This window comes from Actinomadura sp. (assembly GCF_044508335.1).
Classification (GTDB): domain Bacteria; phylum Actinomycetota; class Actinomycetes; order Streptosporangiales; family Streptosporangiaceae; genus Spirillospora.
Map to the genome: position 1 here is coordinate 27,223 of NZ_JBIQHY010000045.1, position 11,623 is coordinate 38,845.

The window sequence follows — 11,623 nt, forward strand, 5'->3', positions numbered from 1 at the left end:
CGTCCGCGCGCATGAAACGCGCATGAGAACCGGCCCCGGGCCGCACACTGCCCGGGGCCGGTTCTCTATGGACGGGGCATGCCCGGCCCCGTCCCGGAGTGCCCCGGAGGGACGGCCCGCGGCGGCCCCTCTTCCGCCGTGGAACGTCCCGCCGGGGCGGGGTCTCAGGGGCGCACTCCTTCGGCGATGCGCATGATCCGGTCCTTGGCCGATCCCTTCGCGGTCACGGTGACGCCGACCCCGGGCCGCGCCAGCCACGAGATCTGGCGCGCCGAGTCCGGCCGGTCGCCGGTCAGGGCGGGGATCCCCCGCACGGAAGTGTGGCCGGGAACGCCCGGTGTCCGCATGAGATCGCGCGGGCCGGTCAGCCCGCCGCCCTTGACCAGGGCGATCTCCACCCATCCGGTGTCGCCGCGCCAGGCGCACGTCGTCGTCTCGCGTCCGGCGTCGCGGGCCACGCGGCACGGACCGGTGGCGGTGAGGCCGCCCGGGATGTAGGTGATCCAGTCCGGCAGCGCGCCGGCGGCGCCGCCCGCGCCGGGGCCGCTCGGTTCCGTCCCGGCGCCGGACGACGGGTGCGCCGCCGGCTCCGAGGGGGCTCCCGCCCCGGGCCTCCCCTTGGACGGCGGGGACGCGGGGAGGCCCGCGGCGGGAGGTCGCTCCGGCGGCCGGGACGCCGGGACGGACGCGGTGGGGCGCGCCGTCGCGGAGTTCCCGACCGGTGTGGCCCGGAACGACTGGTAGGCGGGCACGAGGGCGAGCGCGGCGACGGATGCGGCGGCCGCGCCCGCGGCGGCGTGCAGCCGGGCCTTCCGGCGCCGGTGCCGCCGCTTGACGTCGGCGACGAGCGACGGCGGCGCGGACGTCCCGGCCACGCGCTCGGCCATGGCCTTGCGCAGTTCGCTCTCCAGGTCCATCGCTCATCTCCCCAGTGGCGCCAGGTTCGTGTCGAGGCGCTCCCGGAGCCTGGCGAGCCCCCGGGACGCCTGGCTCTTGACCGTGCCGACCGAGCAGCCGAGCGCCTGCGCCGTCTCCGCCTCCGAGAGGTCCTCCCAGAAGCGCAGGACCAGGACCGCGCGCTGCCGCGGGCCGAGCCTGCGCAGCTCGTCCATGAGCGTCCCGCGCAGCTCGACGGCGTGGTTCGGCGACGCGGACGGCGTCTCCGGGAGCCGCGCCATGTGGATCTCCCGGAGCACCTTCCAGCGGCGGGCCCGGCTGATCACGAGGTTGACCAGGATGCGGCGGACGTAGGGTTCCGGGTCGCTGCCCGCCTCCAGCCGCCCCCAGTGCCGGTAGGCCTTCTCCAGTGCGGTCTGCAGGATGTCCTCGGCGTCCTGCCGGGCCCCGCACATCAGCGACGCGGTGCGCAGCAGGGCATCGCCGCGTGCCGCCACGAACTCCACGAACGACTCGTCGTCTCGACGCCCCACTGTGCTCCGTCCCGGCTGGTGCGGTTCCGGTTCGTTTGCTGCCGAGGGCGGGCGGCCCCCGCGCCGGAGCCGCCCGCCCGCGCCGTCAGCGCGCCTGCCGCAGCGCGGTGGCCACGTCCTGCAGCCCGCCGGCGAGGACGGGGCTGCCGTTGACGAGCAGCGAGTAGCCGTTCGGGTCGAACAGCAGCACGCCGCCCCCGTTCGGGGCCTGCCAGCCGGCGGCGCCCGCCACGGTCACCGGGGTGCCGCCCTCGGGCAGCCGCAGGGCCTGCCGGAGCTGATTCTGCGTCATGCCGGAGGGCGTCTTCAGCGTTTCGACGGTGAGCCACCGGCCGGCCTTGCCGGTCCACTTCTGGACGACCGCGCAGACCTCGCGCTTGCGCAGGTCGGCGGAGCCGGGGACGGTGGACGCGTAGCGCAGGCCCTTCGGCAGCATGACGGCCTTCTCGACCGCGCCGCCGACCTTGACCGCGGGCCGCAGCTTGCTGCAGTCGAGCTCCGGCACGGCGGGCAGGCCCGGCTTGGCGGGGACGCGCGCGGACGGCGCGGCCGCCGGTGCGCTCTTCTTCAGGTCCGGGGACGGCGCGCAGGCCGGCAGGTCCGCCGGGACCTTGCCCTTGAGGTTCGCGGGCACGTCGGTCTTGGGCAGGCCGGCCTTCGGCAGGCCGGCCTTCGGGAGGTCCTGGGCGGGGATGCCGGTCTCGGGCAGGTCCTTGGTGACGGGGTTCTGCTTGAGCTGCCCCTCGACCTGCTTCTTCGCGCCGGTCTCGGGGAGCTTCGCCTCCGGCAGCTTCGCCTCGGGCAGGCCGGTCCCGGGCAGGCCGGTCCCGGGCAGGTCGCCCTTGGCCGGGAGGCACGTCGGGAGCGTCTTGGGCGCCGGGGCCGGGGCCTGGCGCGCGGCGGCGGGGACCTTGGCGCCGTTCGACTGGAGGCCCGCCTCGTGGTGGGTGCCGGTCATCGCCCAGGTCGCGCCGCCGCCGACGGCGACGGTCCCGACGGCGGACGCGGCGATCAAGGCGGCCTTCAGCGTGATCATGGTGTTCCCTCTCTGCGGGGGTCGTCTGCGGGGATGGCCCGTATCTCTCTGGCGCCCCTCGTATACGCACGGTGCCCGGAGGGGGTTGCACGCGGTTCCGAAGTTTTTTCCGAGGTGCCATGGGGCGGATGGCCACCGCGTGTCATGCGAGGTAGTCCGGTGTGGTGATCCTGCGCGTACGAGGATTCGGCCGGGCCGCCGATCCGGCAGCATTGGGTCATGGAGGCCAGTACCGTTTCAGCCCGTCCGGCCCAGCGCTGCTCCCCGCCGGACGACCGCGAGCCCGCCGCCGCGCGCGGCTCCGTCCGCCGGGACGTGGCCCTGCTCCCGAAGGCGCACCTGCATCTGCACTTCACCGGGTCGATGCGGCACTCCACGATGGTGGAGCTGGCCGGCGAGCACGGCGTCCACCTGCCGGACGCCCTCGTCGAGGACTGGCCGCCCAAGCTGCACGCGACCGACGAGCGGGGCTGGTTCCGGTTCCAGCGCCTGTACGACATCGCGCGCTCGGTGCTGCAGACGCCCGGCGACCTGCGCCGGCTGCTGCACGAGACCGCGGAGGACGAGGCGGCGGAGGGGTCGGGCTGGCTGGAGATCCAGGTCGATCCGAGCGGCTACGCGTCGAAGTTCGGCGGGCTGACCCCGACCGTGGAGCTGGTGCTGGACGCGGCGCGGGAGGCGTCGGAGGCGTCCGGCGTCGGCATCGGCGTGGTGATCGCGGCGAACCGGACCCGGCATCCGCTGGACGCCAAGACGCTCGCGCGCCTCGCCGTCCGGTACGCCGGCCGGGGCGTGGTCGGGTTCGGGCTGTCCAACGACGAGCGGCGCGGCCGCGCCTACGACTTCGAGGGCGCGTTCCGGATCGCCAAGCGCGGCGGGCTGCTGTCGGACCCGCACGGCGGCGAGCTGCTCGGCCCGGCGAGCGTCCGGGAGTGCCTGGAGACGCTGGGCGCCGACCGGATCGGGCACGGCGTCCGCGCCGTGGAGGACCCGCGGCTGCTGGAGGCGATCATCGACCGGGGCGTGGCGCTGGAGGTGTGCCCGGCGTCGAACGTGGGCCTCGGGGTGGCGGCGACGGCGTCGGACGTCCCGGTGCGGCGGCTGTTCGAGGCGGGCGCGTCGATCGCGCTGGGCGCGGACGACCCGCTGCTGTTCGGGTCGCGGCTGGCCCGCCAGTACGAGCTGGCCCGCACCGAGCACGGGTTCTCCGACGCCGAGCTGGCGGAGCTGGCCCGGCAGTCGATCAGGGCGTCGGCCGCCCCCGACGACGTCCGCAAGCGCCTCCTGGCGGGGGTCGACGCGTGGCTCGCGGGCTAGCCGGCGGCTAGCGGTCCGGTCCGGCGGGGCGGTCGGCGGCCTCCGCGCCGCGCAGGTTCTCCGCCCACAGCGCCGCCGCGCGGGGCAGGTCGGGGCCGGTGGGGGCGCCGAAGGCGGCCTGGACGTTCGCGAGCAGGCCGGCGGCGAGGAACCGGGCGACCTCCTCGGGCGGTTCGCCGGAGAGGTCGCTGACGACGCGCCACAGCCGGGCCCAGCGGGCGCCGCCGAGCCTGCGGACGTCCTCGTCCCGCACGGCGATCGCGTAGATCTTGAGCTGGAGACGCGGCAGCGTGGGCGCGTCGCTCGGCAGGCGGGCGCACGCCTCGGTCATCGCGGCCATCGCCTCGCCGCCGCGCAGCCCGCCGGCGGCCTTCCGCAGGACGTCCTCGATGTCGTCGAAGCAGCGTTCGGCGGCGGCGAGGAACAGGTCGTGCTTGGACGGGAAGAGCCGGAACATGTAGGGCTGGGAGACGCCGATCCGCCGGGCGATCGTCCAGGTGGACGTGCCGTCGTAGCCGCCGTGGGCGAACTCGGCCATCGCGGCCCGCACCGCGAGCTCGCGGCGTTCCGCGGCGCTCATCCTCGGGCTCATGCCGTCCAAGTTAGTGGTCCGGCGGGCGCCACAGGCCGCGGCGTTCGAGGTGCGCGGTCAGCAGTTCCCCGGTGCGCACGATGTGGCCGCGCATCTCGGCGGCGGCCGTCCGCCCGTCCCCGTCCCGGAGCGCCGCGAGGATCCGCGCGTGGTCGCGGACGGCGAGGCCAGGCCAGTCGTCCAGCCTCCGGTACAGCCCGCGCGGGACGTACCGGGCGGCCGTCGCGAGCGACCAGGCGAGCTTCGGGGAGTCGGCGGCCAGGTTGATCTCCCGGTGGAAGAGGTGGTCGTACTCCTCCATCAGGTCGGGGCGGCGCGCGGCCATGGCACGTTCCAGCGCGCGCTGGAGGCCGTCCAGCTCGCGGAGGGCGGCGGCGCCGATGCGGGGCGCGGCGCGGGCGGTCAGTTCGGCGGCGATGCCCGCCTGCACCCAGAACAGGTCGCGGACGTCGCGTTCGGAGAGCGGCGCGACGACGAACCCGCGGCGCGGCTCCAGCACGACGAAGCCCTCGCTGCGCAGCGACTTCAGCGCCTCCCGGACGGGTGTGACGCTGATGCCGAACCGCACGGCCAGCCGTTCCAGCCGCAGGTAGTCGCCGGGCCGGAGCCGGCCGTCCAGGATCAGCTCGCGGATGCGGGCGGCGGCCTCGTCGCTCAACTGGGGCCGGGCGCCGAGTGCCCGCCGGGGCGGGGGGAGGGGGGCGGGTAGGGCCACGGTCGTACTCCAGTCCGGGCCCTTCCGCGACGCGCCTCGCGGGTGGCAAGGACCCTTGCCCCCATGGTTCCCGCTCCGCCGGGCGGCGATGCCCCTCGGCGGGCTGGATGCGCCGAAAGAATCCGGCGGCCGCGCCGTCCTAGAGGGTGACGCCGACCATGACGGGTTCGTTGACGAGGGTCACGCCGAAGGCGTCGTGGACGCCGGCGCGGACTTCGCGGGCCAGGGCGAGGAGGTCGGCGGTGGTGCAGCCGCCCGGGTTGGTGAGGGCGAGCGTGTGCTTGGTGGAGATGCGGGCGGGGCCGAGGGCGTGGCCTTTGGAGAAGCCTGCGCGGTCGATGAGCCAGGCGGCGGACGTCTTGATCCGGCCGCCGCTCTCCGGGTAGCGGGGGAACGCCGCGTCCGGGCCGAGGCGTTCGGCGACGCGGCGTTCGAGTTCGGCGAGCCGCGCGGGGTCGAGGATGGGGTTGGTGAAGAACGATCCGGCGCTGCGGGTGTCGGGGTCGGCCGGGTCCAGCACCATGCCCTTGCCGCGCCGCAGTTCGAGGACGGCGTCGCGGGCCTCCTTGAGGGTGACGCGGTCGCCCTGCTCGACGCCGAGCTTGCGCGCCAGTTCGGCGTAGGCGATGGGCTGCGACTCCTCGGCCTCGTGGAGCGCGTACGTCACGTCGAGGACGACGTAGCGGTCGTTGCCCTTGAAGACGCTGTTCCGGTACGTGAAGCCGCAGGCGTCGCGGTCGAGGGTGACGACGGCGCCCGCCTCGCGGTCGTAGGCGCGGACCTCGACGATCGTCTCGCTGACGTCCTGCCCGTAGGCGCCGACGTTCTGGATCGGGGTCGCGCCGACGCGGCCGGGGATGCCGGACAGGCACTCGACGCCGGCGAGGCCGTCGGAGACGCAGCGGGCGACGAACTGGTCCCAGTCCTCGCCGGCCTGGACGCGGACGAGGATACGGCCGCCCTCGGCGGCGGTGCGCTCGGTGCCGCGGGTGCCGACGTGCACGACGGTGCCGGGGAACCCGTCGTCGGAGACGACCAGGTTGCTGCCGCCGCCGAGCACGAGGACGGGCTCGCCCTCCTCGTCGGCCCCGCGGACCGCGGCGACCAGCTCCGCCTCGGTCGTCGCCTCGACGAAGCGGCGGGCGGGGCCGCCCAGCCGCAGCGTGGTGTATCCCGCCAGGTTCACGTCTTCGGCGAACACCGCCACGTCGTGTTTCCCTCCCGTACGTGCCCCCGGCCTCCGCACCGGCCGGGGCGGCCCCGGCCGGTGCGGCACGGCTCGTCAGGCGAGCTTGACGACCGCCTTGGCGCGGGTGAGGACCTTCTGGTCGTTCGACCTGGCGGTGAGCGCCACGACGACCTTGTTGTCGTCGAGCTTCTCCTCCACCTTGCCGCTGATCTCCAGCGTCGCGCCGCCCTCGTCGGGGACGACGACCGGAGAGGAGAACCGTACCCCGTAGTCGACGACGGCGCCCGGGTCGCCGGCCCAGTCGGTGACGAACCGGCCGCCCTGCGCCATCGTGTACATGCCGTGCGCGATCACGTCCGGGAGGCCGACGGCCTTCGCGAACGACTCGCGCCAGTGGATCGGGTTGAAGTCGCCGGACGCGCCCGCGTACATGACGAGGTTCGCCCGGTCGATCTTGTAGGTCTGCGCGGGGATCTCGGTGCCGACCTCGACGTCGGCGTACTTCACGTTGGCGGTCATCAGGCCCCCCGCTCCACGATCGTGTTGTAGGACTTGCAGACCAGCTCGCCCTCGACGGTCTTCACGTCGGTCTCGACGACCATCTTCTCGTTGCTGCCGATCGACTTGATCTCGGTGATCGTCGCGGTGCAGGTCACGACGTCGCCGGCGCGGAGCGGGCGGGTGTACTCGAAGCGCTGCTCGCCGTGCACGACCATCGCGTAGTTCAGCCCGAGCTCGGGGTCGGCGAGGCCGGCGTTCCCGAGGGACACCACGATCGGGAAGGTGGGCGGCGCGATGACGTCGGGGTACCCGGCCGCCTTCGCCGCCTCCTGGTCCCGGTAGATCGGGTTGGGGTCGCCGATCGCGTCCGCGAACTCGCGGATCTTCACCCGGCTGACCTCGTACGGCTCGCTGGGCGGGAAGCTCCGCCCGATGAAATCACGGTTGAGTGCCATGCAATCCGTCCCTCTCCAGGTCGAACGGGGCCGCGTCGCCCGGGCGCCCGCCTGAGCACGCCTGTTCCGTCTTCGCTCGGACGGTAACAGAACGACGTTCAGCCCGCCCTCGCCGGGTCTCGGTGGCGTGGGCGGGCTGAACGTCGTCAGGGCAAGCGTGCCAAGAAGTCGCTGTTTCGCCGACTTCGCGGCGCCTCGGATGCTCCGGTGCGGACGGCGGGAGGCGCAGCGCTTCCACCGTCCGGGGCCTCGGCTAGCGGGTCTCCCGGTGCGGACGGTGCGTCCGGCAGTTGGGGCAGTACTTCTTGATCTCAAGGCGGTCCGGGTCGTTGCGCCGGTTCTTCCGCGTGATGTAGTTGCGGTGCTTGCACTCCTGGCAGGCCAGCGTGATCTTCGGCCGGACGTCAGTGGCAGCCACGATGGAGTGCCTTTCTGGGTAAGGGACATGGATCCTTCGGACCACGGCCGCCCGAATCGGGCGGCCGGTGGTTCGACCCAGCCTGCTCACCCCCGGGGACGGGGGTGAGAGACCTGGGTAGTAGCGAGGGCCGGACTTGAACCGGCGACACAGCGATTATGAGCCGCTTGCTCTGCCTGACTGAGCTACCCCGCCGTGATGGTCGGTGTGACCGGTTTGCAGGATACCGGATGCTCACCGAACCCTGGAAACGCGAAAACCCGGATCGAGATCGGGATTCGGCTTCGCGGGTTCCGCGTGACCGCCTCTCAGGTTACCGGGTGTGCCGGTGAGCTGCGAAACGTCCTGCTGGAACCGGTGGGACGGTACCACAGCGCCCTGTACGGAGCGAATCAACGCGATCCGGGTCCGGGGCGCGGGCCGCCCCGGAGAACGACGAAGGCCGCCGTCCGATGGTGCCGGATGGCGGCCGGGATGCCGTGAGCCCCTTTACGGAATCGAACCGTAGACCTTCTCCTTACCATGGAGACGCTCTGCCGACTGAGCTAAAGGGGCTTGCGTCGTTCGCGCAGTGAAACCATACACGGCCTCGGCGGGTGTTGCGAACCGGATTGCGGCGCCGGCGTCCGCGCTGGTCAGCGCAGCAGGTTGCGGGCGATCACGAGCTGCTGGATCTGGCTCGTCCCCTCGTAGATGCGGAACAGCCGGACGTCGCGGTAGAAGCGCTCGACGGCGACGCCGCGCATGTAGCCCATGCCGCCGTAGACCTGGACGGCGCGGTCGGCGACACGCCCGACCATTTCGGAGCAGAAGTACTTGGCGCAGGACGGCCCCTGCTTGGTGTCCTCGCCGGCGTCGTAGGCGCGGGCGGCCTCCAGCACCATCGAGCGTCCGGCGTACAGCTCGGTCTGGGAGTCGGCGATGAGCCCCTGGACGAGCTGGTATTCGCCGATCGTCCTGCCGCCCTGGGTGCGTTCCTTGGCGTAGGCCACGATCTCGTCCAGGATTCTTTGGGCGAGACCCACGCAGACGGCCGCGATGCTGAGCCTGCCGTGGGCGAGCGATGCCATGGCGGTGCGGAAGCCCGTCCCCTCTGGGCCGACCATGGCGTCGGCGGGGACGCGCACGTTGTTGAAGAAGACCTCGGCCGTGTGGGCTCCGCGCTGGCCCATCTTCTGGTCGGGCGGGCCGACGCTCAGGCCGTCCGCACCCTTCTCTACGAGGAACGTGGAGATGCCGCGGGAGCCGGAGCCGCCCGTCCTGGCGAACACCATGAAGACGTCCGCCTCCGGCGCGTTGGTGATGAACCGCTTCGCCCCGTTGATGACGTAGTCGTCGCCGTCGCGCGCGGCGGTCGTGGTCAGCGTGCTGGGGTCGGAGCCGGCCTCGGCCTCGGTGAGCGCGAACGCGCCGATGACGTCGCCGGACGCGAGCCTCGGCAGCCAGGCGTCCTTCTGCGCGTCCGTCCCGGAGTTCACCAGGACCTGCCCGGCGATGCCGTTGCTGGTGCCGAACATGGAGCGGAACGCGGGGCTGGCGTAGCCGAGCTCGAAGACGAGCCGCACCTCCTCGCTCAGCGACAGGCCGAGGCCGCCGTACTGCTCGGGCAGCGCGTACCCGAACAGGCCCATGTCCCGGGACGTGCGGCGGAGCGCCTCCGGGATCGCGTCGGTCTCCTCGATCTCGTCCTCGCGGGGGACGACCTGCTCGCGGACGAAGCTGCGGACGGCCTTGAGCACGTCGGCGAAATCCTGTGGCTCCATGGCATTCATTCTAGAATCACATTCCAAGATGGGGGCGGGTTCCGCGGGTGTGCGAGTGTCGTACCGCTGTGCCAGGGTGATCGACCATGCCGCTCCAGCATGTCGTCGACGACACCGTCCGTGCCGCGATCGCCGAGGACCGGGCGTTCAGCGACCTCCTCCCCCGGCTCATGCGGGCGTCCCAGACGGCCGGCCCGGCCGAGATGGACGCCGCGCTGCCGCGCCTCGCCGAGGGCATCGCGGAGGCGCCGCCGAACCTCGGCGGCTTCCTCGCCGTCATCTCCGGCGCCTGGATCGAGCGCGGCGCCGATCCCGCGCCGGTCGGCCGGGCCGTCGTCCAGCGGACCGGCGAGGTCACCGCCGCCGCGCTGGCGTTCGCGAACGCGTGGGAGGAGGCGACCGGCGGCAAGCCGCCGCCCGACATGGAGGACCAGCCGTCCCAGCGGGTCTTCGACACCGTCGCACCCGGCCTCGGGGACGGCGCGGCGGCCGCGATGATGGCGTGGTTCGCGCTGCCTAAGTACGCGCTCGCCGGCTGCACGGTGCTGCAGATGGCGCCGCTCCTCCGGGCCTCGCTGGACGACCGGGACCTCCGCGCCCGCGCCGCCGGGCAGGCCGCCCGCCACCTCGGGCAGATGGAGCACTACCAGGCGCTGCTGCGCGTCCTGGACGGCGAACGCCTCCTCGTCCTCGACCGCGCGAGCGGCAAGGGCTGGACAGTCGCGATCAGCGGCATCGGCGACAACTTCCAGCTGCACGTGCTGCTCGGCGGGGCCCTCATCGGGCGTCCGGGCGGGCTGCCCGGGGAGCGGCCGGCGCCGGAGATCCTCGCCTGCTTCCTCGACGCCGAGACCCCGCCCGGGCCGCCGGTCGTGTCCAGCCCGTGGAACCTGGTCGACGCGCACGGCGAGTGGATATGGAACGAGGGTGTGCCGGCCGACATCCCGGTGGTGAACGGCACCCGCGTCGTCGTCATCGACCCGCCCGCCTACCAGCGGACGTTCCCGGCCGGGCGGCGCTTCCCGCTGATGCCGGCGACGATGCGCGTCGAGGGCGCGCACCTGCCGGAGGACCTCGCCGGCTGGTGGCCGCACATCAGGCCGGCGGCGCGCTGAGGCCCCGCCCTCAGAACCGGACGAAGACCGCGGTGGCGTCGTCGTACTGCTTGCCCCGCGGCCCGGTGCCCGCCGCCTCGGCGGCCCTGGTCCGCCGGACGAGCTCCCTCGGGCCTTCCTCGTCGAGGAGCCGGAGCAGCTCGTCCCACCCCAGGTGGCCGAACCGCTCCACGAGCCGGGACGCGCCGTCGCTCAGCACCGCCGCCCGCTTCAGGCCGTCGACCGGGACCTCCCCGGTCAGCCCCTCGTACGCGGCCTCCGGCTTCGTGCTCGCCACCCAGAACCCGCCGGGGCTGTTCCGCGACCTGCGGACGCCTTCGAGGGTGTAGCTGGGCAGGTGGTCGACCCGGTCGTCCCGGAAGACCCTGATCTCGCCGACGTCCACCACGATCGGGGAGTCGGCGAGGACGTACCACTCGACGGCCGCGCCGCGGCGCCGCAGCAGCGACACCGTCGCGGACGGGCTGTCGGGGTTCCGCAGGTCGCAGGTCGCGGTGTGCGCCTCCCCCGTCACCTTGATCGCCTCGGCGACCAGGTCGGGCAGCGGCTTGCCGTCCTCCAGCGCGAGCAGCGCCGCGATCCGGCCGCCGAGCCTGCGCACCAGCCACGCCGGGTCGTGCCGGCACCCGCTGTCCACCCCCGGCGGCGCCGTCGCCCCGTCCAGCAGCACGACCCAGCCGGGGCCGGCCGCCACGAAGTCCTCGTTCTCCCGTCCCGGCGTCGGCTCGCTCACATAACTCACCTGCACAGTTGCAGGTCTACCCGGTGAACGGCCAGGTCGGCACCGGTAGACCAATCCCGCACTCCCCGTCCCGGCGCCCCGCCGGACTGCTGTATCGGACGCCGGCCGCAGGTCTGACCGACGAATCCGCACAAGGTCGGGCGATTCGCACCAGGGCGCGCCTCAAGCCCGCGAGCGCGCTCCCCGCGGGACGAGGAGATGCGGATCGTCGGCGAAGAAGCGGAGCGTCCGCGCTTCGGCCCGCTTGCCCAGCGGGCGGACGACCGTGACCGGCTCGTCCAGCTCCACGACGACGTTGGTCTGGGACGCCACGGCCACCGACAGCCGGCCGTCCTCGATCCTGACCATGC

Annotated in this window: 13 protein-coding genes, 2 tRNA genes and 1 pseudogene; 2 read left to right on the forward strand and 14 right to left on the reverse strand. The window is 73.5% G+C overall.

Annotated elements, in window-relative coordinates:
• Positions 1 to 164 precede the first annotated feature (164 nt).
• The 3 genes from ACIWVC_RS17450 to ACIWVC_RS17460 all read right to left on the reverse strand — a co-directional run bounded on the left by ACIWVC_RS17450 (position 165) and on the right by ACIWVC_RS17460 (position 2,466).
• On the reverse strand, positions 165 to 917 hold the full coding sequence (locus ACIWVC_RS17450; protein WP_396454326.1) for a hypothetical protein: 753 nt from the start codon (positions 915 to 917) through the stop codon (positions 165 to 167).
• A gap of 3 nt (positions 918 to 920) precedes the next feature.
• Positions 921 to 1,430, reverse strand: a complete 510-nt coding sequence (locus ACIWVC_RS17455) for a SigE family RNA polymerase sigma factor (protein WP_396448378.1) — start codon at positions 1,428 to 1,430, stop codon at positions 921 to 923.
• An 85-nt stretch (positions 1,431 to 1,515) separates the two neighbouring features.
• Positions 1,516 to 2,466 (reverse strand): hypothetical protein, encoded by a 951-nt coding sequence (locus tag ACIWVC_RS17460; protein WP_396448377.1) that lies wholly within the window; start codon positions 2,464 to 2,466, stop codon positions 1,516 to 1,518.
• A 219-nt stretch (positions 2,467 to 2,685) separates the two neighbouring features.
• On the opposite strand from ACIWVC_RS17460, the gene ACIWVC_RS17465 reads away from it, so the two are divergent.
• Complete coding sequence (locus ACIWVC_RS17465) at positions 2,686 to 3,783, forward strand: adenosine deaminase (RefSeq protein ID WP_396448376.1); 1,098 nt, start codon at positions 2,686 to 2,688, stop codon at positions 3,781 to 3,783.
• A 7-nt stretch (positions 3,784 to 3,790) separates the two neighbouring features.
• Here the strand turns inward: ACIWVC_RS17465 and ACIWVC_RS17470 are convergent, their stop codons facing one another.
• The 9 genes from ACIWVC_RS17470 to ACIWVC_RS17510 all read right to left on the reverse strand — a co-directional run bounded on the left by ACIWVC_RS17470 (position 3,791) and on the right by ACIWVC_RS17510 (position 9,416).
• On the reverse strand, positions 3,791 to 4,375 hold the full coding sequence (locus ACIWVC_RS17470; RefSeq protein ID WP_396448375.1) for a TetR/AcrR family transcriptional regulator: 585 nt from the start codon (positions 4,373 to 4,375) through the stop codon (positions 3,791 to 3,793).
• A gap of 10 nt (positions 4,376 to 4,385) precedes the next feature.
• Entirely contained in the window at positions 4,386 to 5,090 is a 705-nt protein-coding gene (locus ACIWVC_RS17475; RefSeq protein WP_396448374.1) for a GntR family transcriptional regulator, read from the reverse strand.
• Between the two features lie 139 nt (positions 5,091 to 5,229).
• Positions 5,230 to 6,297, reverse strand: coding sequence for a UDP-N-acetylmuramate dehydrogenase (locus ACIWVC_RS17480; RefSeq protein WP_396448373.1), 1,068 nt, complete (start codon positions 6,295 to 6,297; stop codon positions 5,230 to 5,232).
• 75 nt (positions 6,298 to 6,372) lie between these two features.
• Complete coding sequence (locus ACIWVC_RS17485) at positions 6,373 to 6,798, reverse strand: MaoC family dehydratase (RefSeq protein ID WP_396448371.1); 426 nt, start codon at positions 6,796 to 6,798, stop codon at positions 6,373 to 6,375.
• Positions 6,798 to 7,235 (reverse strand): MaoC family dehydratase N-terminal domain-containing protein, encoded by a 438-nt coding sequence (locus tag ACIWVC_RS17490; protein WP_396448370.1) that lies wholly within the window; start codon positions 7,233 to 7,235, stop codon positions 6,798 to 6,800. Before ACIWVC_RS17490 ends, ACIWVC_RS17485 begins: the two co-directional genes overlap by 1 nt.
• Positions 7,236 to 7,488: 253 nt before the next feature.
• Positions 7,489 to 7,653: a 50S ribosomal protein L33 gene (gene rpmG, locus ACIWVC_RS17495; RefSeq protein WP_026404241.1), complete on the reverse strand. Its 165-nt coding sequence runs from the start codon at positions 7,651 to 7,653 to the stop codon at positions 7,489 to 7,491.
• A 121-nt stretch (positions 7,654 to 7,774) separates the two neighbouring features.
• Positions 7,775 to 7,848, reverse strand: a tRNA-Met gene (locus tag ACIWVC_RS17500).
• Positions 7,849 to 8,135: 287 nt separating this feature from the next.
• Positions 8,136 to 8,208 (reverse strand) — tRNA-Thr (locus tag ACIWVC_RS17505).
• An 80-nt stretch (positions 8,209 to 8,288) separates the two neighbouring features.
• Complete coding sequence (locus tag ACIWVC_RS17510; protein ID WP_396448369.1) at positions 8,289 to 9,416, reverse strand: acyl-CoA dehydrogenase family protein; 1,128 nt, start codon at positions 9,414 to 9,416, stop codon at positions 8,289 to 8,291.
• A gap of 86 nt (positions 9,417 to 9,502) precedes the next feature.
• Between ACIWVC_RS17510 and ACIWVC_RS17515 the strand changes: the two genes are divergently transcribed.
• Complete coding sequence (locus tag ACIWVC_RS17515; protein WP_396448367.1) at positions 9,503 to 10,531, forward strand: hypothetical protein; 1,029 nt, start codon at positions 9,503 to 9,505, stop codon at positions 10,529 to 10,531.
• Between the two features lie 10 nt (positions 10,532 to 10,541).
• Here ACIWVC_RS17515 and ACIWVC_RS17520 read toward each other — a convergent pair whose 3' ends face one another.
• A complete protein-coding gene (locus tag ACIWVC_RS17520; protein WP_396448366.1) occupies positions 10,542 to 11,264 on the reverse strand; it encodes a hypothetical protein in 723 nt (240 codons plus the stop codon).
• Between the two features lie 171 nt (positions 11,265 to 11,435).
• A pseudogene (locus tag ACIWVC_RS17525) lies at positions 11,436 to 11,623 on the reverse strand (hypothetical protein); the annotation flags it as partial.